Source organism: Agrobacterium leguminum (genome assembly GCF_005144435.2).
GTDB lineage: Bacteria > Pseudomonadota > Alphaproteobacteria > Rhizobiales > Rhizobiaceae > Agrobacterium > Agrobacterium leguminum.
This window is the reverse complement of record NZ_CP120211.1, coordinates 2240924-2263822: the sequence shown is the minus strand read 5'-3', so window position 1 is coordinate 2263822 and position 22899 is coordinate 2240924. Positions and strand designations below refer to the sequence as shown.

At 60.2% G+C, this 22899-nt stretch carries 22 protein-coding genes; 16 read left to right on the top strand and 6 right to left on the bottom strand.

Going from position 1 to position 22899, the window contains the following annotated elements; translation table 11 throughout:
* Positions 1 to 60: 60 nt before the first annotated feature.
* Complete coding sequence (locus CFBP4996_RS11075) at positions 61 to 2097, bottom strand: NADH:flavin oxidoreductase (RefSeq protein WP_080850865.1); 2037 nt, start codon at positions 2095 to 2097, stop codon at positions 61 to 63.
* A 141-nt stretch (positions 2098 to 2238) separates the two neighbouring features.
* On the opposite strand from CFBP4996_RS11075, the gene CFBP4996_RS11070 reads away from it, so the two are divergent.
* From CFBP4996_RS11070 to CFBP4996_RS11055, 4 genes are all read left to right on the top strand, one after another.
* A complete protein-coding gene (locus CFBP4996_RS11070; RefSeq protein WP_162935812.1) occupies positions 2239 to 2880 on the top strand; it encodes a TetR/AcrR family transcriptional regulator in 642 nt (213 codons plus the stop codon).
* A gap of 161 nt (positions 2881 to 3041) precedes the next feature.
* Entirely contained in the window at positions 3042 to 3716 is a 675-nt protein-coding gene (locus tag CFBP4996_RS11065; protein ID WP_080850867.1) for a response regulator transcription factor, read from the top strand.
* Between the two features lie 35 nt (positions 3717 to 3751).
* Positions 3752 to 5149, top strand: coding sequence for a sensor histidine kinase (locus tag CFBP4996_RS11060; protein ID WP_170988571.1), 1398 nt, complete (start codon positions 3752 to 3754; stop codon positions 5147 to 5149).
* A gap of 250 nt (positions 5150 to 5399) precedes the next feature.
* Positions 5400 to 6029 carry an outer membrane protein gene (locus CFBP4996_RS11055; protein ID WP_080850871.1) on the top strand — a complete coding sequence of 210 codons (630 nt, stop codon included), beginning with the start codon at positions 5400 to 5402 and terminating at the stop codon, positions 6027 to 6029.
* A gap of 132 nt (positions 6030 to 6161) precedes the next feature.
* On the opposite strand, the gene CFBP4996_RS11050 is transcribed toward CFBP4996_RS11055, so the two are convergent.
* Entirely contained in the window at positions 6162 to 6551 is a 390-nt protein-coding gene (locus CFBP4996_RS11050) for a hypothetical protein (RefSeq protein ID WP_004433166.1), read from the bottom strand.
* 492 nt (positions 6552 to 7043) lie between these two features.
* Between CFBP4996_RS11050 and irrA the strand changes: the two genes are divergently transcribed.
* The 4 genes from irrA (at position 7044) to CFBP4996_RS11030 (ending at position 9294) form a co-directional block, all read left to right on the top strand.
* Positions 7044 to 7526: an iron response transcriptional regulator IrrA gene (irrA, locus tag CFBP4996_RS11045; protein ID WP_121490292.1), complete on the top strand. Its 483-nt coding sequence runs from the start codon at positions 7044 to 7046 to the stop codon at positions 7524 to 7526.
* A 194-nt stretch (positions 7527 to 7720) separates the two neighbouring features.
* Positions 7721 to 8260, top strand: a complete 540-nt coding sequence (locus CFBP4996_RS11040; RefSeq protein ID WP_080850872.1) for a peroxiredoxin — start codon at positions 7721 to 7723, stop codon at positions 8258 to 8260.
* Between the two features lie 13 nt (positions 8261 to 8273).
* Positions 8274 to 8846 (top strand): DUF2753 family protein, encoded by a 573-nt coding sequence (locus tag CFBP4996_RS11035; protein WP_080850874.1) that lies wholly within the window; start codon positions 8274 to 8276, stop codon positions 8844 to 8846.
* 40 nt (positions 8847 to 8886) lie between these two features.
* Positions 8887 to 9294 (top strand): pyridoxamine 5'-phosphate oxidase family protein, encoded by a 408-nt coding sequence (locus tag CFBP4996_RS11030; protein WP_080850875.1) that lies wholly within the window; start codon positions 8887 to 8889, stop codon positions 9292 to 9294.
* A 51-nt stretch (positions 9295 to 9345) separates the two neighbouring features.
* On the opposite strand, the gene CFBP4996_RS11025 is transcribed toward CFBP4996_RS11030, so the two are convergent.
* The gene (locus CFBP4996_RS11025) at positions 9346 to 9777 is read right to left on the bottom strand and encodes a MarR family winged helix-turn-helix transcriptional regulator (protein ID WP_004433168.1); all 432 of its coding nucleotides are present in this window, start codon (positions 9775 to 9777) and stop codon (positions 9346 to 9348) included.
* Between the two features lie 206 nt (positions 9778 to 9983).
* On the opposite strand from CFBP4996_RS11025, the gene graD reads away from it, so the two are divergent.
* The 7 genes from graD to CFBP4996_RS10990 all read left to right on the top strand — a co-directional run bounded on the left by graD (position 9984) and on the right by CFBP4996_RS10990 (position 16679).
* Positions 9984 to 10523 (top strand): FADH(2)-dependent resorcinol hydroxylase reductase component, encoded by a 540-nt coding sequence (gene graD / locus CFBP4996_RS11020; protein ID WP_080850877.1) that lies wholly within the window; start codon positions 9984 to 9986, stop codon positions 10521 to 10523.
* A 94-nt stretch (positions 10524 to 10617) separates the two neighbouring features.
* Positions 10618 to 11847: an FADH(2)-dependent resorcinol hydroxylase oxygenase component gene (gene graA / locus CFBP4996_RS11015; RefSeq protein WP_080850880.1), complete on the top strand. Its 1230-nt coding sequence runs from the start codon at positions 10618 to 10620 to the stop codon at positions 11845 to 11847.
* 46 nt (positions 11848 to 11893) lie between these two features.
* Positions 11894 to 12877: a gamma-resorcylate decarboxylase gene (tsdA, locus tag CFBP4996_RS11010; protein ID WP_080850883.1), complete on the top strand. Its 984-nt coding sequence runs from the start codon at positions 11894 to 11896 to the stop codon at positions 12875 to 12877.
* Positions 12878 to 12880: 3 nt separating this feature from the next.
* A complete protein-coding gene (gene graC / locus CFBP4996_RS11005) occupies positions 12881 to 13936 on the top strand; it encodes a maleylacetate reductase (protein WP_080850885.1) in 1056 nt (351 codons plus the stop codon).
* 15 nt (positions 13937 to 13951) lie between these two features.
* The gene (gene graB / locus CFBP4996_RS11000; RefSeq protein ID WP_080850887.1) at positions 13952 to 14839 is read left to right on the top strand and encodes a hydroxyquinol 1,2-dioxygenase; all 888 of its coding nucleotides are present in this window, start codon (positions 13952 to 13954) and stop codon (positions 14837 to 14839) included.
* Entirely contained in the window at positions 14836 to 15174 is a 339-nt protein-coding gene (locus tag CFBP4996_RS10995; protein WP_080850889.1) for a YciI family protein, read from the top strand. Before graB ends, CFBP4996_RS10995 begins: the two co-directional genes overlap by 4 nt.
* A 218-nt stretch (positions 15175 to 15392) precedes the next feature.
* The gene (locus tag CFBP4996_RS10990) at positions 15393 to 16679 is read left to right on the top strand and encodes an MFS transporter (protein WP_162935813.1); all 1287 of its coding nucleotides are present in this window, start codon (positions 15393 to 15395) and stop codon (positions 16677 to 16679) included.
* Positions 16680 to 16778: 99 nt separating this feature from the next.
* Here the strand turns inward: CFBP4996_RS10990 and telA are convergent, their stop codons facing one another.
* The 3 genes from telA to mprF form a co-directional block, all read right to left on the bottom strand.
* Positions 16779 to 18107: a telomere resolvase TelA gene (gene telA / locus CFBP4996_RS10985; RefSeq protein WP_080850893.1), complete on the bottom strand. Its 1329-nt coding sequence runs from the start codon at positions 18105 to 18107 to the stop codon at positions 16779 to 16781.
* A gap of 221 nt (positions 18108 to 18328) precedes the next feature.
* Positions 18329 to 19714, bottom strand: coding sequence for a virulence factor (locus tag CFBP4996_RS10980; RefSeq protein ID WP_121490260.1), 1386 nt, complete (start codon positions 19712 to 19714; stop codon positions 18329 to 18331).
* Positions 19711 to 22311: a bifunctional lysylphosphatidylglycerol flippase/synthetase MprF gene (gene mprF / locus CFBP4996_RS10975; protein WP_080850897.1), complete on the bottom strand. Its 2601-nt coding sequence runs from the start codon at positions 22309 to 22311 to the stop codon at positions 19711 to 19713. Before mprF ends, CFBP4996_RS10980 begins: the two co-directional genes overlap by 4 nt.
* Positions 22312 to 22585: 274 nt before the next feature.
* Between mprF and CFBP4996_RS10970 the strand changes: the two genes are divergently transcribed.
* Entirely contained in the window at positions 22586 to 22879 is a 294-nt protein-coding gene (locus CFBP4996_RS10970) for a hypothetical protein (protein WP_020810151.1), read from the top strand.
* Positions 22880 to 22899: the final 20 nt, after the last annotated feature.

Sequence of the window (22899 nt, the reverse complement as noted above, 5' to 3'; positions counted from 1 at the left end):
CGCATTCCTGTCGCGACAGAGGCAGTTTTGGTCTGCCTCCGTCTGTCGGGAAGGCGGGTCTCAAATATCCTTTGCCAGACGAAGCGCATCGTAGATCGCCGCATGGGTATTGCGCGCGGCGACCGCATCGCCGATCCGGAAGAGCCGGTAGGCGCCTTCCGGGTTGCGCTCGACCGCTTGGGCGGCTCCCGCAAGCAGGGCGTCGTAGGAGATTTCCCCGAGATTCTTCGAACCGGCTTTGAGTTCGAAATAAAGGTCATCCAGCGGGATGGTGCCGTGGTTGACGACGATCTGGTCGACGGTTCTCGATTTCGTCACGCCGCCATAATCGCTGCCGACATGGGCGACAAGCTGGTTGCCGTTTCTTTCCGCCGCTTCCAGCCGGTAGGTAACGGTGAAGGTGACGTCGCGTTTCTGCAGCGAGCGCATATAGGGAACGAGGTTCATCGCCATGACTTCCGGGGCGAAGGCGCGGTCAGGCGTCATGATCTCCACTTTCGCCCCGGCTTTTGCGAGGAATTCGGCGGCCTGTAGACCGGCATGATCGCCGGCATCGTCGAAAACCAGCACATTCGTTCCCGGCTTGACGTCTCCTGAAATGATATCCCATGCCGAGACGACGAGATCGTTGCCCCTCGAAAGCACTTCGGTGTGCGGCAATCCGCCGGTGGCGATGATGACGACGTCAGGGTTTTCCGAAAGAACTGTGTCCGCTTCGGCCCAGTTGTTGAAATGAAAGGTGACGCCCAGCCTCTCGCACTGGCTCATGCGCCAGTCGATGATGCTGATCATCTCCCGGCGGCGTTCGCTTTGCGCCGTTAGCCGGATCTGGCCGCCGGGATTGTTGGCGGCCTCGAACACGACGACCTCATGGCCGCGTTCGGCACAGACACGCGCGGCCTCGAGCCCGGCCGGTCCGGTGCCGACGATCACCACCTTCCGGCGTTCCGCCGCTTTGGGTATCTCGTGCGGCATGGCTTCCTCACGGCCCGTTGCCGCATTGTGAATGCAGAAGGCGAGACCGCCCTGATAGATGCGGTCTAGACAATAATTGGCGCCCACGCAGGGGCGAATATCGTCCTCGCGTTTTTCGATGATCTTGCGCACGATATGCGGATCGGTCATGTGGGCGCGGGTCATGCCCACCATGTCCACCTTGCCGGCGGCGATAGCGTGGCGGGCGGTGGCGACATCGGGGATCTTGGCGGCGTGGAATGTCGGAAAACTGGTCGCGGCGCGGATTTCACCGGCGAAATCGAGATGCGGTGCATTGGCCATGCCCTGAATGGGGATAACGTCGGTCAGGCCCGGGTCGGTGTCGATATGGCCCCTGATGACATTGAGATAATCGATCAGGCCGCTGTCCTTCAGGCGTCTGGCGATTTCGATGCCCTCTGCCTGTCCGGTGCCGCCCTCGAGACATTCGTCGGCGGTATAGCGAACGCCGAGAATGAAATCGTCGCCCACGCGTTCGCGCATCGCCCTGAAAACGTCGAGACAGAAGCGCATGCGGTTTTCGAGCGGGCCGCCATAAGGGCCGTCCAGTTCGTTGGTCAGCGGTGAGACGAACTGGTCGATGAGATGGCCATAGGCTTCCAGCTCCACCCCGTCCATTCCGCCCGCCTTCATGCGTTCGGCGGCGTCGGCGAAGTCCTTGATGATACGCTCGATATCCCAGTCCTCGATCTTCTTCGGAAAAGCCCGATGCGCCGCTTCGCGGTGATGTGACGGCGCAAGGATCGGCAGCCAGTCGCCCTTGTCCCAGCGGGTGCGGCGGCCGAGATGCGTCAGCTGGATCATGATCGCCGCGCCCTCTTCATGCACGGCGTCGGTCATTTCCCGGATCCACGGGACGATTTCATCCTTGTAGGCGAGCAGGTTGTTGAAGACGGGCGGGCTGTCCCTGGAGACAGCGGCGGAACCGGCCGTCATTGTGAGCGCGACGCCGCCCTTCGCCCGCTCCACCGTGTAGGCGCGATAACGTCCCTTCGGCATGCCATCCTCGGGATAGGCGGGTTCGTGCGAGGTGACGATGATGCGGTTGCGCAGTGTGAGGTGTTTTAGCTGGTAGGGCTGAAGAAGGGGATCGCTCGACATAGCCTGCTCCAAAAGGGTTTCTATCCCAAGGCTAAGCAGGAATGTACACTTGTGTCAATTTACAAAACACAATTGTCTTTCCTTTTGACATGGGTGTACATCCCGCTTGTCGCGAAGAGACCGATTTGCTACGAACGCGTCATGGAAGCGACATTGAACGACACCGGCTGGCGTGGATCGCAGGAGGGGTGGCTTGAGGCCGCCTATCAGGCTTTGCTGGAATCGGGCGTGGATTCCGTCAAAATCCTGCCTCTGGCGAAAAAGCTCAATCTGTCGCGCACAAGCTTCTACTGGTTCTTCAAGGACCGGGAGGAATTGCTGGCCGCGCTTGTCACCCGCTGGCGGGAAAAAAATACCGGAAGCATCGTCCGGCAGTCGGAGGCCTATGCCGAGACGCTGGCCGAAGCCATGCTCAATATTTTCGACTGCTGGCTGGATCCCTCCCTTTTCGACAGCAGATTTGAATTCGCTGTTCGAAGCTGGGGCCTTCAGTCCGATGAGATTCTTGCGGAGGTTCGCAAGGCCGACGAGATGAGAATGGCGGCGCTTGCACGCATGTTCGTGCGGTTCGGCCACAATGAAAACACGGCGGATGTGCGTGCCCGGACCACCTATCTCGTGCAGATCGGCTACATTTCCATGCAGTCTGAGGAGGATGTGGCGGTGCGGATGCAGAGGATTCCGGACTATATCGCCATCTATACCGGTGAGATGCCGCAGCAGCGTGAGCTTGACCGGTTTTATGCCAGACACGGGTACAGGCCTGCAACGGCGCAACCGTGAGATTTCCGGAGTGACGTCAGCGCGAAAACGCACGCAATGCCGTCGGATTATGTGCTGTAAGGTGGTAGAAGACGAATTGTCTGCCCGCCCTCCTGCAATGTAGCTGCAACATTTTTCGACCAGTGGTGGGGATGGCAAGAATCCATCTCCGGGGGAAGTCATTGCGAATCTTGCTTCTTGAGGATGAACCCGAAATGGCGCGCGCGCTTCTTGAAGCCCTGCGCCGGCGCGATGTTCTTGCCGATCATGTCAGCACCATCAGCGATGCTGACGCCCTTGCGCGGGACGGGTCTTATGACGTGCTGGTTCTGGATCGCCGTCTTCCCGATGGCGAGGGGCTGAACCTGGTGGCTTCGCTTCGCCGGAGCAGGCATTCCGTGCCTATCCTTGTCCTGACAGCGCTTGGAAGTGTCGATCACCGTGTCGACGGGCTGGATGCCGGAGCGGATGATTATCTTGCCAAGCCCTTTGCAATCGAGGAACTGCTCGCCCGCCTCAGGGCTCTCCACAGACGCGGCCCTTCTCTTTCCGACAAATATGCGCATTTCGGAAATCTGAGCATCGATCCGCGTAGCAATGAAGTCAGCATTGCCGGCTCCATCATGGAGTTGCGGCGTCGGGAATATCTGGTGCTGGAGGCGCTGATGCGGCGTCCGAACCGCATCGTCACGCGGTCGAACCTGATCGAGGCGGTCTATACGCTCGATGACGAGATCGAGTCCAACGCTCTCGATGCGCATATTTCCCGGATCAGGAAGAAGCTGGCGCAGGCTGAAGCCACGGTGGAGATAAGGGCCGTGCGGAATATCGGTTATCTCATCCGGCTGAAGACATGAGACAGGAGCGCAATCGATCCCTGCGATGGGGGCTGATGAAGCGCCTTTTCGCATTGCAGGCGTTCCTGCTCGTCCTTTTCGTCATCCTTCTCATCGGCTGGATATGGATCATCGATCCACGGCTCGAAGGTGCGAATGAAGAGGCTGCCCGTATCGTTGCGGAGAGCGTGACGAAGGACGGACAGGGCAGGCCGCAACTTTCGGCGACGCCGGAGCTGGCGGAGTTGAAACGGCGCTATCCGAATCTCTGGTTTGTGGTGCGCGACGCCAATGACATCGTATTGCAATATGGCGCGGTCCCGGAGCCTGCCCTGTCGGCCGTATTTCCCCGGAGTTTTGACCGTGCGCGTCTGGAGGCGGCCGGAACGCTCCGCGCCACCGTTGAAAACCGCGATACAGCCGCCGGGCGGCTTCAGTTCATCGCCGGGACGGAGGAAGGAATTCCCAATGACGGGCTTAGCATCTGGATCAATGTTCAGCTGGATCTGGAAAAGGATGCCGAGGGCGCCATCCGCTGGCTGACCGTGCTGCCGGCGCTGGGTTTCATCATCCTCATCGCCGTCGTGCCCATGCTGATCCTGACGGGCATCGCGACACTGCTCGTGACCCCGCGGGCGGTCGGCCGTTCCCTGAGCGGGCTGATGGAAACCGTGAAGCAGGCGCAATCCATCGATTTCGAGAACCGGTCCGAGCGTATCGACCGTTCGAAAGTTCCCCTTGAAATCATCCCGCTGGTGGATGCCTTCAACGTCGCGCTGTCGAGGCTCGATGACGGGTATAATCGCCGCAACCGCTTTCTCGCCGATGCGGCGCATGAGCTGAGAACACCGATCGCAATCGTACGCACCAGAGCCGACCTCTTGCCCGATGATGCGCTGAGCCGTCAGATCAGGGCCGATATCGACCGCTTGACCCGCGTCGCGCATCAACTACTGGAGATGCAGGCGGTAGGTGCGGTGAAACTGCCGGCGGAGCCGCGCGATCTCAACAAGCTTGTCGAGCGCATCGCGACCGATCTCGCCCCGATTGCGATGGATGCCGGTTACGAGTTCGATTTCGAGCCCGGCGAGGGCGAAGTCGTCTTCACGGTGCAGACGTCGATTATCGAGATGGCGGTCGTCAATCTCGTGCGCAACGCGATAGACCATGCCGGCGGCAAGGGCGCAATTACGATCCGGGTCGATCCGGCGGGAGCCATCGAGGTCTACGATGAAGGGCCGGGCATACCTGTCCCGGAGCGCGCGCAGGTATTCGAGCCGTTTCACCGCATCAACACGAACTCGCCCGGAGCCGGCCTTGGGTTAAATCTGGTCCAGAAGGCGGCGGAGCTTCATTGCGGCCGTGTTCTGTTTGTCGATCTCAATCCCGGCTTTTGTGTCCGGCTCGAAATTCGACCGATAGTTTCGAAAGGCGCTGCGACCGCGCTGCGATAATGAAATTTCTTACGATTCGGTTAAGAAAATAGATCTAACTTATTTAAATAAATAAATAATTTCTAATAAAATTCGTTCCATGCAATGCAGGCGCAATTCTCGCGGGGAAAATCCCCTTATCTGCTGAACGCATCCGCATGTCATGTCGGCCGGCGCAGCAGACTAACGGGAGCCGGTTTCCGGTTCTTCAACGCGAACTGAAACTTGGCTGCGCCAGAAGATGGCGCATCGGTTTCGTCTGGAGTCATTTATGTCGATCGTCAAGAAATCGCTTGTCGCCGTGGCCATCGCCGTCGCGGTTGCGGGCAATGCCCATTCCGCCGATCTCACCAACTACAATACGCAGCAATCCTTCGATTACGGCAGTCCGCCGGCCTTCTCCTGGGGCGGGGCCTATGTGGGTGTGCATGGTGGCGTCGCCTCCCCGAAATTCAACCCATTGGCCAGCGGCCGCGGTCTGACGGGGGGTGTTCAGGCCGGTTATAACTTCCAGTTCGGTTCGGGCGTGGTCGGTGCGGAACTCGAAGGTTCCTATCTCGGGAATGAGGCGCGTGTGCCGAACGGTCGTTTGCGGGAGCGTTTCCGCGGTGCGGCCAAGATGAAGGCCGGCGTGGCGCTCGACCAGACGCTGGTTTACGGCACCGCCGGCCTGACCACGACAAAGTCCAAGGACGGAAACGGCGTGACGGGTCCCGATGGCTGGAAACAGGGCTATCTGGTCGGCGCAGGCGTCGAACAGAGTTTCGGCGGCGGCCTGTCGGCGAAGTTCGAATATAATTATGTGAGCACCGGAAATGTGGCCACGACGACCGCCAGCGGCAAATCGAAAACCGATGTCAGCGATCATGTCATCAAGGCCGGCCTGAATTATCGCTTCTGATCGGCCCTTCCCATGATAGATTCCAGGGAGAATTTTCAAAAGAACCCCGCCGCTTTCGGCCTGGAAGCGGCGGTGAAAAAGGGCGGGGCGCGGCACATGCGGAACCGGGCTGAAATTTGAAACCCGTAACGGTCATTCGCATTCGAGCGAAGGTTGCCGGAAGCTCGTAACATACCATTCGCTCCCGGAATTGCGGGTGTAGAAGGTATAGAAGCAATCGATGCGCTCGATATAGGCCGGTGTTTCGGACACTTCGTAACGTTCGCCACGCCGCGTTGTCCGCACTTCGCCACTCGACGATCCGGCGACAGCCTGCGTCTTGTTTTTCCGCCATTGATAGGCCTGCTGGCCGGGACCCAGACTGTAGATATTGTCCGGCGGCCCATAGTCCAGCATCACGCTGGTGATGGGCGCGCCGATATAGCTTTTCATGACAGTCGAGGCGCAGGCCGTGAGCAGTATCGATGCGCCGGCGATAAGGAAGATTGCTGCCGGGACTGCAAGGGACGATCTGTTGGACATGGAAGTTCCTTTCTGCGGTGACCTTCGCAGGGATAGGAACCGGTTATTGCAAGTACATTGCACGGGAAAAGCGGGTGAGGCGGGTGGCATCCGCTGAAAGCGGCGATGCCCGAATTGCCGATATCTGAGGCCGGCGATGTTGCGGCCGATATGTGTCGACAGGCCATTCCGCCATCCTCAAACAGGGGAGGTTTCGTCGTACAGGAAGCCATCTTTCATCTTCTGCAGTTAAGAATCATTTGCAATAAGGATTGACGCTGGTTTTATTTCCCATATTCTGTTGTTGCGAATGAGTTGCAATTTCGGTTTCCGGGCGAGTTCAGATGATCGATGTCGAATGTGTCGCTGCGAATGGATTTATCTGCACGGCGGAGGCGGATGATCCGGCCGGGATCGCAGTTTCTTCCCGCAATTTATCCCTTTCGATCGGATGTCCAGATGCTCTTTGTTCCTGATGAAACCCGCAAACGCTTCCGCACCGAGGAAGCGATGATGCGAACGCGGGCAGCGCTGAAACGGGTCGGCCTGCGTCCAACCCGTCAGCGAATCGTGCTTGGCGGGCTTATTTTCCGGGAAGAGCACAGGCATTTCACGGCCGACGATCTGCATCGTGAGACCATTGCGACAGGAACGCGGCTGTCGCTGGCGACGGTCTATAATACGCTTAACCAGTTTGCCGAGGCGGGTTTCGTCCGTAGGGTCTGTATCGAGGGCGGCCGGACCTATTTCGATACCGATACCGCCAATCACCAGCATTTCTATGTCGAGGCGGAGGATCGGATCATCGATATTCCCGCCGGCCGGATCAGTCTGGGAATGCTGCCCGAACCGCCGGAAGGATATGTCATCGACAAGGTGGATATTCTGCTTCGTCTTGTGCGTCTGGAGCCGGAGAAACAGGCTCCTCGAGGGTACGGTTCCGCATGTCGCGATGAGCCTGAACGCCGGGGATTGAGGGATGGAAACCTGAAATGACGACCTTCTGGAGAGCCGCCCGCGCCTGTGCGCCGGGCGCGCATTCAAACCCGTTCATCGCCCTATAGCGGCGCAGTCGGCGTCCGCTTTGTGAAAGCCGTCACAGATTTTGGAAATTGCGGCCCGCCTTTCCGGATGGAGGCGGAATGAGCCGCCTTGTCTCGTCCGGCAAACGGCAATGAAAGGAAATCCAAATGCTTACCATTGGTGCAAGACTGCCCGCATTCGACCTCCAGGCGGTTATCTCCACTGATCCGGCCAATGCTTTTATGCGCATCAGCGACACGAGCAGCGCCGGCAAGTGGAAGGTCATCTTCTTCTGGCCAAAGGACTTCACATTCGTCTGCCCGACCGAAATCGGGGCTTTCGGCAAGCTCAATCCGGAATTCGCAGATCGCGATGCGGTCGTCTACGGTGTCTCGACCGATAGTGAATTTGTCCACCTCGCCTGGCGGCAGAACCACGCGGATCTCAAAGAATTGCCAATCCCCATGCTATCGGACATCAAGCGCGAGTTGAGCGCGGCTTTCGGCGTGCTGCATCCCGTGGAAGGCGTTGCGCTGCGCGCCACCTTCATCATCGATCCTGAAGGCATCATTCGCTTCGTCACGGTCAACGATCTCGGCGTCGGGCGCAATCCGCAAGAAGTGCTAAGGGTGCTCGATGCGCTTCAGACCGACCAATTGTGCCCATGCAACTGGCAGAAGGGCGACGACGTCCTGAAGGCCGCATAAGCGAGGGTCGAGCATGAAACAGGTTTCAACCCCAGGCGGCACGCAAGTCTTTGCCGCATCTCGTTCGCGAGACTTCGTCGTCATCGATGGCGGCGACCGATATTGGAAGAGGCTGACCGAACGGGCCAATATGGCCTATTCGCAAGGGGAAATTTCGCTTGCGCGCGGCATTTATGGCGATGCGCTGGCGGAAGGGGAGCGGCTGTTTACCGCCGCCCTCGAAAAGCCCTGCCACTATCCAGCGCCGGTCATCTACAACGTCTCGTGCCATAATCTTGCGGAACTGGAGAATGGTGAGGGCAACCACCAGGAGGCGGAGGGGCTTTACCGGAGAGCTTACGAGCGGCTTCTTGAGGCCGCCCGGTCATCTTCCTCGCCGATGGCGATGCGGGTCGCCTGCGTGCAGCACCTCAAACAGGCTCTCGCAGCCCTTGCACATCATCTCCGGTCGCGGGGGCGTGACGACGGGGTGATCGACCGTGCGGTTCAGGAAGCATATGGCACGGCCTTTGCCGTCTTCCGTGCGGCCCGCCATGCGGAGCAGGCGGGCGACGATTGCCCGCATTGCCCGATCATTCCGTCATGACGATGAAAGCCCACTCTCAAACACATCAGGATAATGCAACGTGAATACGCTAGACGATACGATGAAATCTTTTCTCGCCAAACAGCTGCCGATCCAGTCGACGGTCAGCAAGGACGGCTTGCCGGATATCGGGCCGAAGCGCTCGCTCAGGGTCTATGACGACAGGACGCTGATCTACAATGAGAATACCGGCGGTCAAACGCTGCAGAACATCCGTGACGGCTCGAAGATCGCCGTCGCGGTCATAGACCGGGAAGCGCTCGACGGATATCGCTTCGTCGGCCGGCCGGAGATTTTCACCGACGGGGCTCCGTTTCAGAATGCCCTGGGTTTCGCCGGCAAGGCGGGGATGAAAGAGCCGAAATGCGCCGTGCTTATCCACCTGGAGGCGATTTATACGCTGCGGTCCGGCTCTGATGCGGGCAAGAAACTCTCAAATCCCGAATAGGCGGAAACCTCTGCCGATCATAACGGCCCGCATTTTTCGAATGTGGGCCGTTTAGAGGCCGGCAATGTTGCGGCCGATATGGCGCAGGATGCTTTTGAAGAGTTTTACTTCGGCCGGGTCGAGGCCTTCGATCGCGGTTTTTTCGAACATGGCGGCGATGGGCATGAGTTCATCGGCCAGTTCCTCGCCCTTCGGGGTTAGGGTGATGCGCACGATGCGCGCATTGTCGAGCGGCCGTTCGCGGCTGACGAGGTTACGCCGGACCATTAGCCCCACAAGCCTAGACAGCGTGGAAATCTCCACCGATACCATGTCCGAAAGCTCGGTCAGCGTCTTGCTCTCCTGCTGCCGCAGCGTCGCCAGTACGCGATACATCGGCAGGGTGATGTCATAGGAGGCCAGTCTTACGGAAAAGCGCTCGCCAAGCCGAACGCCCACCCAGTTGAGCAGGTAGGGTACCGAATCGGTGAATTGATAGGACACGAGCAAATCCCCGTTTGAGAACCATCTGCGCAGATGCTGATGTGCGCCTATCGGCTGTACCGGCACAATCCATCCGTTTCAATAGCTTCGCCCCATAAGACAGGGGAATGCGGCGTTCTGCCTTTCACAAAAAATGACGAAAAACATTTGCGTTGACAAATGTTGCAAATGCAAATAAATAAGAATGCAGGATTTGGGAGGATCTCATGACATCAGCATTGTTTGGCCTGAGCAGCCTTGCGCCTGAAGGCGTCGGTCAGAATTTCCGTTCAACGATGCGTCGTTTCCCGGCGACTGTGACGGTTATCACGGCCTGTGCTTCGGGTGATCAGCGCGATCACGGCATGACGGTCACGGCCGTCACTTCGGTTTCGATGGAGCCGCCGTCCCTGCTGGTTTGCCTGAACAATCGCACCCTGCTGCATGAACTGCTGCTGTGCCGGCCCGATTTCATCGTCAATGTGCTGACGCAGGATCAGATTGCCCTGTCGGATGCCTTCAGCGGCAAGGTGTCGCCGGAAGAGCGTTTCCGCGACGGTCAATGGCAGCGCCACGACAATGGCGTTCTCTATCTGCCCACGGCCCATGCCGCCATCGCCTGCCGCCGGGTCGCGGCCATGCCTTACGGAACCCATACCGTCTTCATCGGGCAGGTTGTCTCGGCCGATGTCAGCGAGACGACACGGCCGTTGCTTTACGAAAACGCCCAATATTGCTCCGCAAGCCCCGCGAGCCTGCCCGCCTGATCATTGCCGCCCAGAATAATCCCGGCGGGATAACCTCCGGCCAGCAACGTCCGGCCGGTAAAGCCCGGCCAGTAAAGTCCGCAAGGAGACAATCATGAACGATATGAGCCATGCGCCGCTGCCGGTGCAAACGAACCCGCGTGCCCGCCTCGCAAGCCGCGTTACTGGCATAGCCGATCTTTTCCGGGCGAGCGCCCGGCAGACGGAGGAGGCCCGGCGCGTTCCGGCCAGCCACATCGAGGCGCTTCGTGGCATCGGTTATTTCGATATCGTCAAACCCCGCGCCTTCGGCGGCAAGGGCGGAGATTTCGCCGAGCTGGTCGAGGCCAATATCGAGCTCTCGGCCGCCTGTGCGTCGACCGGCTGGGTCGCCGGCCTGCTGTCGGCCCATCAATGGCTGCTGGCGATGTTTCCGGAAGAGGCGCAGGCCGATGTCTGGGGCGAAAACCCCGATGCACTGCTGTGCGGTTCCTATGCGCCGGTGAAGATGGCGGAAACAGCCGATGGCGGTTATCGCCTGAGCGGCAAATGGGCTTTCGCCTCGGGCTGTGAAAACGCGCAATGGTCCCTCTGCGCCGCGATTCTGCCGCCGCAGGGGGAAGGAAAGCCGGTTCCGGCCTTCCTGCTGGTTCCCGCCGGGCAATATGCGATTGAAGACACCTGGCACGTGGTGGGCCTCGCCGGCACGGGTTCCAAGACGCTCGTTCTCGACGATGTCGTCGTTCCCAAACACCGGGTTCTGACCTTTCCGGACGCGACCAGCGGAAAGACGCCCGGCGGACACTATTATGCGGAGGAAGGCCTGTTCAACATGCCGCTTCTGACCGGCATTCCCTCCTGTCTCGCGGCGGCAGGCGTGGGCGCGGCCAGGGGCGCGCTTGCGGCTTACGTCGATCACGTCGGCGGCCGGGTGACGCGCGGTGCGGTGGCTGGCGGCAATAATCGCATGGCCGAATTTCCGACCATCCAGCTGCGCGTTGCGGAAGCTGCGGCGAGCGTCGATGCGGCTTGCGAAATATTGCTGCGCGATGTTGCCCGCGCACAGGCGCTCTCGCAGGCAAGGATCGAAGGCCGGGCGGAATTTACGGTGGATGACCGTCTTCTCAGTCGTCGCGGCCAGTCCTTTGCGGTGTCTCTCGCCCTGCGCGCCGTGCAGGCGCTCAACGATTCCACCGGCGGCGTCGGGCTCGATCTTTCCAACCCGGTGCAGCGGGCGTGGCGGGATGCGAATGCGGTCGGCCGCCATATCAGCATGAACTGGGACGCCGTGGGCACCATGATCGGCCAGAGCATGCTCGGGCTGGAACCCAAGGGTCAATATTGATCGCCTCTCGGGCGGCAAATCAAAGAGTGAATTCGGAGGAAACCACATGCAAGGCAAGGTCGCTCTCGAGGAGCATTTCGCAATCCCGGAAACGCTTCAGGATTCGGCCGGGTTCGTACCCGGCGACTACTGGAAGGAACTGCAGCACCGCCTGCTCGACATTCAGGATACGCGCCTGAAGCTGATGGATGCGCATGGCATCGAAACCATGATCCTGTCGCTGAACGCGCCGGCGGTGCAGGCCATTCCCGACAGGAAGAAGGCGATCGAGATCGCGCGGCGGGCAAATGACGTTCTCGCAGAAGAGTGCGCCAAGCGGCGGGATCGTTTCCTCGCCTTCGCAGCCCTGCCGTTGCAAGACCCGGATGCGGCGACGCAGGAGCTTCAGCGCTGCGTCAACGATCTCGGTTTCGTCGGCGCTCTCGTCAACGGTTTCAGCCAGGAGGGCGATGGCCAGACGCCGCTTTATTACGACCTGCCGCAATATCGCCCGTTCTGGGGCGAGGTGGAAAAGCTCGACGTGCCCTTCTACCTGCATCCGCGCAACCCGCTGCCGCAGGATTCGCGCATCTATGACGGCCATCCCTGGCTGCTCGGCCCCACCTGGGCTTTTGCGCAGGAAACGGCGGTGCACGCATTGCGACTGATGGCGTCCGGGCTGTTCGACGAGCATCCGCGTCTCAACATCATCCTCGGCCATATGGGCGAGGGCCTGCCATACATGATGTGGCGCATCGACCACCGCAATGCCTGGGTGAAGCTGCCCCCGCGTTACCCGGCCAAGCGCCGTTTCGTGGATTATTTCAACGAGAATTTCCACATCACCACCTCGGGCAATTTCCGCACCCAGACGCTGATCGACGCCATTCTGGAAATCGGTGCGGATCGCATCCTGTTTTCCACGGACTGGCCCTTTGAGAATATCGACCACGCCTCCGACTGGTTCAACGCGACGACCATCGCCGAGGCTGACCGGGTAAAGATCGGCCGCACCAATGCGCGCCGCCTGTTCAAGCTCGACGGGCGCTGAACCATGCAGCCCTTCGTCTATATGGCCGCTCCCGCCCGAATCGTCTTCGGCGCGGGCAGCTCGGCGGGCGTGGCGGAAGAAATCCGCCGCCTCGGCCTGTCGCGGGCGCTGGTGCTTTCCACGCCGCAGCAGAAGGGCGACGCGGAGGCGCTTGCCGCCCGGCTCGGCCGGCTTGCCGTGGGTGTCTTCTCCGATGCGGCCATGCATACGCCGGTCGAGGTGACGAAAAACGCGGTCGAAGCCTATCGCGCCACCGGAGCGGATTGCGTTGTGGCGCTCGGCGGCGGTTCCACCACCGGTCTCGGCAAGGCCATTGCGCTGCGCACCGATGCGGCGCAGATCGTCATCCCGACCACCTATGCCGGCTCCGAGGTGACGCCCATTCTCGGCCAGACGGAAAACGGGGTGAAGACCACCATGCGCGGGCCGGAAATCCTGCCGGAAGTGGTGATTTACGATGCGGAACTGACGCTTGGATTGCCGGTCGCCATCAGCATGACGAGCGGGCTGAACGCCATGGCGCATGCGGCGGAGGCGCTTTACGCGCAGGACCGCAATCCCATCGCGAGCCTGATGGCGGTTGAGGGGCTGCGAGCGATGATCGAGGCGCTTCCCGGCGTGAAAGCTGGGCCGCAGGATGTCAAAGCACGCGCGACCGCGCTTTATGGTGCGTGGTTGTGCGGCACGGTGCTTGGCGCCGTCGGCATGTCGTTGCATCACAAGCTTTGCCACACGCTGGGCGGCAGTCTCGATCTGCCGCACGCGGAAACCCATGCGGTGCTTCTGCCGCATACAATCGCCTATGTGGAACAGGCGGTGCCGGATCTGCTCGCGCCGCTTGCTTCTCTTGTGGGCGGCAGGGCAGGGGCGGGGCTCTACGATTTTGCCGCCGGGCTTGGCGCGCCGTCGAGCCTTTTGGCTCTCGGGGTCCGGTCGGACGATCTCGACCGCATGGCGGAGCTTGCAACGGCCAATCCTTACTGGTGCCCGCGGCCAATCGAAAAAACTGCGATCCGCGACCTTTTGCAACGCGCCTTCGAGGGCGCGCGGCCGGAGTGATGGGAGGAGGAGACGATGGATATGAAGATGAGCAATGATGACGGCTACTTCGTCGAGGAACGTTCGGCTGAAATCGTGATCGCGCGGATGCGCGACTGTGACGATCCGCGTCTGAAGGAAATCATGGCGGTGGTGACGCGCAAGCTGCACGAGGCGGTGAAGGAAATTGAACCGACCGAGGAGGAGTGGATGAAGGCCATTCATTTCCTCACCGAGGTCGGCCAGATCTGCAATGAATGGCGGCAGGAATGGATCCTGTTTTCCGATATTCTCGGCGTCTCCATGCTGGTCGACGCCATCAACCATCGCAAGCCGAGCGGCGCGTCGGAATCGACCGTTCTCGGCCCCTTCCATGTCGCGGATGCGCCGGAAATGCCGATGGGTGCGAATATCTGCCTCGATGGCAAGGGCGAGGATATGGTGGTCACCGGCCGTATCCTCGATACAGACGGCGTGCCGGTCGCCGGCGCGCGTATCGATGTCTGGCAGGCCAATGACGAAGGTTTTTATGACGTGCAGCAGAAGGGCATCCAGCCCGATTTCAACCTGCGCGGCGTCTTCATCACCGGCGAGGACGGGCGCTACTGGTTCCGGGCCGCCAAGCCGAAATATTATCCGATCCCGGATGACGGTCCGGTCGGGCAGTTGCTGCGCGCCATGGGGCGGCATCCCTACCGGCCGGCGCATCTGCACTATATCGTTTCGGCCGAAGGCTTCACCACGCTCGTCACCCATATCTTCGATCCCGACGATCCCTATATCTGTTCGGATGCGGTCTTCGGGGTGAAGGAGAGCCTGCTCGCCGATTTCCAGCGGGTGGAGGATGCGCAGAAGGCGCGGGACCTGGGTTTCATCGGCGACTGGTTCTGGTCGGTGAACCACGATTTCGTGCTCGCCCGATGAGCGGCGGTAGCGACCGAACCCGGCTTTACGTGCGTTTCGCCGAAAGCGATCCCGCTGCGGCCGCGCAACGGGCGGCGCAGATAGAGGCTCACAAAGCCCATCTGCGCAATGGCGAGGCGATGGCGGAAGGGTTCAAGATTCTTGTGTCCGGTCCGATGAGTGCGGTTGCCGACGGCCCATCCGCCGCCCTCATTATCGCGCAGGCGCGCTCGATCGAAGATGTCATCGCCTTCAGCGATGCCGATCCATTCGTCATTCACGGTGTTTATAACCGCATTCATATTTTGAGCTGGACGCCGACGCTGTCGACGATTTCCGGGCTGGGGCCCGGCTGAATTTCGTCGGCGCGATGCGCCTGGCACTTGTTAATATTTCATTTGCAATTTTTGCAAATGCAACATTTAATCGAAGGCGGGTGATGCTGGCGATATGTGCTTGACAGGAGCAGGACACATATCAGTGTGGAGCACGCCGGGCACTCACGGAGGATATCGCAGGAACGGGAGACGCTTATCCATACCGGATGGCGCGTTCATGCGTGAAAGGGAGGAACATGTCCACGAATTATCTGAGCGCCGCGTCAGCGCGGACGAAGAACCCGGCCGGCGTTATTGCGACATGCGGCCTGATGATCATGTTTGACGGTTACGATTTGGTCGTTTACGGCGCCGTCGCACCGGCACTCTTGAAAGAAAGCGCATGGGCGCTCAATCCGGCCATGGTCGGGCGCGCCGCCGCGCTGACGCTGGTGGGCATGCTGCTCGGCGCGCTATTTGCCGGCACCATGGCCGACCGCATCGGCCGCCGCAAGGTGGTTCTTCTCAGCCTCGCCGGCTTTTCGGCGATGATGATCGCCTCGGCCATGACGCCGAATTTTCTCGCCTTCGAAATCACACGCTTCTTCGCCGGTCTCGGGCTTGGCGCGCTGTTGCCGACGGTCACCGCGCTGGTGCTGGAATTTTCGCCGCCGCATCGCAGGGCGCAGGCCAATTCCCTGTCTTTCCTCGGTTATCTTATCGGCGGCATCATTTCCGGCGTCATGGGCATCCTTCTTCTGGAGACCTATGGCTGGCGGCCCTTGATGCTGATCGGTGGCCTGCCGCTTATTCTTCTGCCGATCTTCATGCGGTTCCTGCCGGAATCGCCCGAATGGCTGGCAAGCAAGGGCCGGCAGGCGGAGGCTGACGGCATTTGCGACAGCTACGGTCTGCAACGCATCGTGCCGCATGCGAAAATTCAAAAGGGCGGTGTCGGCGCGCTGTTCTCGGAAGGCCGGTTGCTCTCGACGCTGAATGCCTGGGGCATCCACTTCTGCTCGCTGCTTCTCACCTTCGGCATGGTCAACTGGCTGCCCACCATCATGAACAAGATGGGTTATGACATCAGCTCGGCGCTCAGCTTTTCCGTCATGCTCAATGTCGGGGCTGCGATCGGCATTCTCATCGGCGGGCGGTTTGCGGATAAGGGCAACGTCAAGGTGGTCGTGGCGATCCTGTTTGCCATCGGCGCCGCCTCGATCTTCGCCCTGACGGTGAACAAGGGTCCGCTTCTTTATGCCTTCGTCGCCCTTGCGGGTGCGGGCACCATCGGCACGCAGATTCTCGCCAATGTTCTGGTGGGACGGCTCTACCCCGTTCATATTCGCGGCACGGGTCTCGGCTTCTCGCTGGCGGTCGGGCGGCTCGGCGGCATTGCGGGTCCGATGATCGGCGGCCTCGTGCTGCAGCGGGGTCTGGCGCCCGAGTGGAATTTCTACATTTTCGGCTCGGTCGCACTTGTGGGGCTGATGCTGACGGTATTGACCCTGCTTTACCGCACCTCCGGTGATGCGCGGGTTTGATGAATGAAACGGCTGGCCGCGGAGAACTGAAATCCGCGGCCGAAGCATTTCCGGCAAAGCTGCCGAGCGGTTTTACGCCCGGAAAATGACTTTAACGCATCATGCCTTGCGGGAAACCGGCGCGATTGTCGCCATCTGTTGTAGCGTCCGTTCGTTGATGCGTTTGGCCCGTGCCAGCGCATCGTCGCGATCTTCCGGCAGCGTATAGGTCATATAGGACAGCGAGGTTTCGAGGTCGTTGTTGTTATGTCCGAGAATGGCGGCGAAGTAGCTGTTCTTGGTCACATGCGGCGGCGCGAAATTGTGAAAGGCCACCTCGGCATAGAGGTGCCGGAGGCCATAGGGCTTGGGAAGCTCTTCCTTCGGCCAGAGATCCTCGAACAGGTTAAAAACCGTGTCCCGGAGCAGCAGGCGGGTTTCCGACGAAAAATCGTCGATCGACATGCCATGCCACAATTTTCCCTGTCCGCTTTCGCGCAGGCGCCTATAGGCGGCCAGAATGGTTTCCGAGCGGGCAAGCACCGGGATTTCGTAGGTAATCCCGAATTTCGTTCCTTCACCCTGTTTCGTCTTGGCCTGGCCGTTGAACAGGAGGCTCCATTTGGAGACGCCCTTGCCATAGGGGGCAGGTGAAAATTCGGCCTGGGTGAAGACCTCGTAGGGGCGGCGTCCCGTCATGCCGATCAGGCCGATGCCGATCATCAGGGGATCGGCGGACAGGAGCTTATCGGCGCAAATCTTCAGAACCTGCCGGTAATTCTCGAAAGTGATCAGCGCGCCGTGCTTTCTGGCGATCTTCTCCATCTTCACCCGGCGTGCATCGTCATACATCGCGGCATCGCCGGTGGCGATCTTCAGCATCGGGTGGTCGTCGCCGAAGGCCTCGCGGATGGCGTTGCGATATTTGGTGATGTAGGAGATGATCGTGGTCTGGGCTCTGCCCTTCATGGTGCCGATTTCAGCGTTCCACAGGGACTGCATCTCTTCTTTCGTTCCCATGCCGTTCATCGCCGAAATGAAATCCGCGATACGCAGCAGAACGGTCGGCTTGCGACCGGCGGTATTGAACTCCGCCCGCTCGATTTTCTCGACGATGGAGGTCGCCACGCCGGTTTTCGTATAGTCGGCGCGCGCAATATAGGTGTTCAGCCGCTCGCGCAGCTTCTTCATGTTGCAGATGGCAAGCGGTGTGCTCTTGACGCCGAACTCGGCCTTCAGCGCATTGCGATATTTCATGATGTAGAGTTCGAGCGTCTTTTCGGTGCGGCCATTGTCGAAATGGTAGCGGACCTCGGCATCCCACAGATCGCGGATTTTTCTGTTGCGCAGCGTGTCATCGCTCTTCATCGCCTCTTTGACCTGGTCGACGAAATGATCGATGCGTTCCACGAGGACTGGTGTTTTCGTCTTTCGCTTTGAAGCGGGCATGCGGCGGCTCCCTGAACCCGTCCGGAAATATAAAATCCATGGTTGGCGATCAACAGCAGCACGGTTGCGGAAATGTGATGAACATCCACTGCAGGCCGGTTTCTTTTGAATAATAGTTTAAGCGATTCCGCAAGCACGGCCGCGACGCGAAGAAGCATCGGCGATGCGTTCGCCGCCGAAGATTATCCGAGATGCGGAATATCGGCCTGTGGTGATGCGGGCTATTTCGGCAGCCGGGTCTTCAGCGAGGTCACGATACGCTTGGCCAATCCCTCATAGTCTTCGTCAAAATGGTGGCCGCCCTCGATGCCGACGGCTTCCACGCCCTTGGCTTTCAGGCCGGGGCAGGGGTCTTCATCTTCTTCTTCCGTGCCATAGATACATTGCACCAGCTTCGGATCGATCTTGGCGATGTCGTCCACCGTCTTGCCGCCCTTGCCTTCACCGGCAACGCCAAGCCAGCCTTCGACGGAAATCTCGAAATCCACTTCGGTCGAAAGTCCCATCAGGGTCAGTTGCACGACATGCGACTTGTCGCGGTCCGGCAGCAGATTATAGGTGGCGGGAAGAATATCGGCACCGAAGGAATAGCCGATCAACACCACATTGCGGACTTTCCATTCCTTGCGATAGGTGTCGATGATGCGGCCGAGATCGGTGGCGACCTCCTGCGGTTTCTTTTCCTTCCAGAAATAGCGGAGCGAATCGACGCCGATGACGGGTATGCCTTCCTTCTGGAAGGCGCCGCCCACTTCCTCATCGAGATCGCGCCAGCCGCCGTCGCCGGAATAGATCACCGCCATGGTGTCCATCACCGGGCTGGTTTCCAGAACCTTGATCGGCAGGCCGAGCGGGCTGTCGGTGTCGCCTGCGGCGTCGATCTGGTCGGACAGGGTCTGGGTCAGAACCTCGTCCGCCTTGTCATCCACATCCGTCACGTCGATATCGGGATGCAGCTTGACGAGCGCATTGACGTGGTCGCGGCCCTTCTGATCCGCGGCAGGCGTGAACAGCACGCTGACGGGGGCGGGCAGCGGGCCGTCGGTCAGGCCATAGACCGTTTCGCCATCCGCCTTGTCCTTGGTGGCGGGGGTGCAGAGGATTTTCTCAAGCGGCAGGCCGGCCTTGGGGTCGACGGCGATGGCTTCCCGGACGGTGGAAACGGGGCTCTGCGCAATCATCGCCAGCGCCAGCGTTCCGCCCTTGCCGATGCCGGTGAGGATGGGCTGACGATAGCTGCTCGTGCCGGCGGTGCGCTGAATCTGCTGCGAGAGCGACTCGATGTCCGAGATCATATAGATGCACTCGTCGTCATCGGCCTCGAGCGCCTTCAGATATTCCTTGAAGTCGATGCCGACCACGGCTGCGCCCTTTTCCACCAGCGCCTTGGCGCGGGTTTCATCGGCGGCTGTCCACCCGTCCGCATCGGAAATCAGGAAGACGCTGGCGAGAATATCGCCGTCCGGCACCATGATGTGTCCGGCGGGGATCATGCCGGTCTCGTAAGCGGGCTTGTCCTGCGCAAAAACGGCGCCAGAAACAAACAAGGGGGAGACGAACAGGGCGGAGGCGGCAAGAACCGCTTTCAGCATGCTGGATTTTCTCATTTTCCGATCACTCCTCTGACGCCGCCGCTGATGAGAACCGTCGCATCCATCAGCGCCAGAGCGGCGTCTGCGCCGTTCTGCACGGCAAGGTAACGCGGCTCCCATTTCGGGTGGAACTTCGCCTTGAAGGCGCGAAGTCCCTTGAAGTTGTAGAACCGTTCGCCGTGCTCGAACAGCGTGCTGCCGATGCGGTCCCAAACGGGGGCGGCGTCGCGTTTCGACATGCCGGACATGGGGGCCATGCCGAGATTGAAGCTCTCATAGCCCGCCTCGCGCAGATATTGCATGATGCTGACGAAGAGAAAATCCATCGAGCCGCGCGGCGCATCCGGCGAAAAACGCATGAGGTCGACGGTGGCTTCCTTTTTCGTGTCCGTCACCATCAGATTGGCGAAGGCGGTGATCTTTCCATCCTTGCGCAGCACGGCAACGGGTTGCGACAGGATGTAATCCGGCTCGAAAGCGCCAAGCGAGAAGCGCTTTTCCCGGGTATTGTGGTGGGCGAGCCAGCCATCGGAGACCTGTTTCAGCTCATCCAGAATATCCGCCACCTGTGCTTGCTCGACCACCTCGAAGGTCAGTCCGTCGCGCGCGCCGCGGCTCAGCGACTGGCGAAGATTGGCGAGCTTGCCGCCCTTCAGTTCGAATGCGGTGAGATCGACCAGCGCCAGTTCGCCGAGCTTGAAGGCGCGCAGGCCCGCATCGGCGCAATGGGAGAGGAGGAAAGGTGAAATCTGATAGAAGGCGGCGCGCGCGCCGGCGCCACGGGCGGCTTCCACGAATTGCCAGACCAGATCCGGAAAATCATCCTCATCGCCGACCGGATCGGCGAAGGCGATCCATGAACGGCCCTGAATCCCATACATGATGAAGGCGTTGCCGCTTTCAGAGAACATCACGTGCTTGTCGCCCATGCGCACCAGATTGGCGTCGGCCGCATCCTGTGTCATGACGATGCCGGTCGCACTCGTGACGTCGTCGGCCTGGATGGCGTCCGGCCTGAAGGCCACCGGCCGCATCAGGCTGAAGATGGCGATGGTGGAGGAGGCGAGCACGAGGCCGAGAAGGGCGCGCAATCCGCGCGGGGCTTCCTCGGAGAATTCGAACTGCCACCATAATGTCTGGCTGTAATCCGTATCGCGATAGACGAAGAGCAGGATTGTCGCCGCGCCGGCAATGATGACGGCCATGGCGGCGAGCCAGCTTGGCCCAAGCGCCTGTTTCACCAACGAGGCATGGCGGTTGAAGCTGCGCATATTGACGGAGAGGGCAGCAATGAAGACGCCGAGGATGGCGGCTTCGAACACGGCGATGGCCTTGAGGAGCGAGAGGACCAGCGCCAGCGAGGCGGCGACCAGCGCAATCCACCAGGCGCCGTCCAGCCGCTGCCCGAGGCCGCGCGAGGCGACGACAAGAACGAGGCCGAGAATGCTCGTGAGAAAATGCGCCGCCTCGACGATGGGAAGCGGTACGAAATTGGAGAGGAAATCCAGATTGCTGTCCGGTGTCGGCGTCACACTCGAGAAGATCAGCATGGTGCCGAGGATCATCGCGAAGGTCGATAGCAGCGGCGGCGCGAGCCTGACGGCAAGCTGGCTGATATCGGAGACAACAGGCTTTGCCGCGAACTGCTTCATCTCCGAGACGAGCATGACCAGAATGGCCACCACCAGCGGCAGGACGTGATAAATCACGCGGTAGAGAACGAGGCTTCCGAGCAGCTGATCGACGCTGATGGCGTTGCCCAGCCCCGCAACCATGACGGTTTCGAAGACGCCGAGACCGGCCGGAACATGGCTGAGGACGCCGAGGCCGACGGCGGTGGCGTAGATGGCGAAAAATGTCGGCCAGCCGAGATGTGTGTCGGGCAGCAGGACATAAAGCACGGAGGCGGAGGCGGCGATATCGAAAGCGGAGACGAGGAACTGGCGCGACGATGTCCGGCTGTCCGGGAGACGAAGCCGCCATGCGCCGAGCCGGATCGCGTGCCCGTTGCGCCCGACATAGGCCGCCACCACGAGAATCGCGATTATGGCAAGCGCTGCACCCCTGAGAATAGCGGCATCGACGCCGATGATGGCGGCGATGCGCGGTGCGACGATGAAGGTGGAGATGGCGCTGACCGAAAGCAGCCCAAGCCCGAAGGACAGCGTGACGAAGGCGATGACGCGGGCGATTTCGCCGGGTGACAGACCCAGCCGGGAATAGGCGCGAAAGCGGATGGCGCCACCGCTCAAGGGGCCGAAACCGGCAGTATTGCCAATGGCATAGGCCGCAAACGCAGTTGCCGCCATGGGCGGAAAGGGCAGCTTGCGGCCGATATATTCGATGGCATTGGCGTCGTAGAATATCAGCGCCAGAAAGCTGAGCGCGGTGAAGACGATGGCGAGCAGCACCGCCGAGGCCGAGGTCTGCGTCAGCGCATCGATGACGTCGTCATAGCGAACTTCGGAGGTCAGGTGATAGATGGCGAAAGTCATCATCACGAAGACCAGCGTAATGGCGATCGCGGTCAGATAGGGGCGGTTTCTGGCAAAAAAGCTTTCAACCGCAGATTCCGTAACATCGGTTTGTGTAATTTCGCTCTTGTCTGCCATTTACTTTGCCCAGCGCCAGTTCCTGTTGGCGAACCACAGGATTGTGTCGCTAATTCGTTTCGGTTGAGGAAATGTGATTAGCAGAAAAGCATGAAGTGTCGATGTGAAGTTTATGTCCGATCATGCGTGAATTTCACCGGGTTGGGGTGGAAAATGCAACTATGGAATGCATAATTGACGGGATTGTTCCGAATGACGCCAAATTGACCGTTGCAGTTGCTTGGTGGTGCCGTTTGATGCGACTACACGCTCCTTTCGATTGAAGGAGATGCCAATGAACACGCCCACAAGAATAGTCGTTTCGCTCGTCGTCGCCCTCGTGGCGGGCGGCGGATACATGGCGGTGGACAAGATGCGCGGTGCCGAATGGGTCGTTTCGCCGCAACAGATCGCGGAGGCCAAGGCGAAAGGGCAGATGGGTTATGAATCCCGTCCGGGCACCGTGACCGTATTGCCGATCCGCAGCGAGACGGCGGATGTGCTGCCGATGAAATGGGCGATGATCGGTGTCGTCGCCGGGCTTCTGGCCTTCCGGGCGACCGGCAAGAAAAAAGCGGCAAAGGCTTAAGGGCCTGCCGCTTACATCTC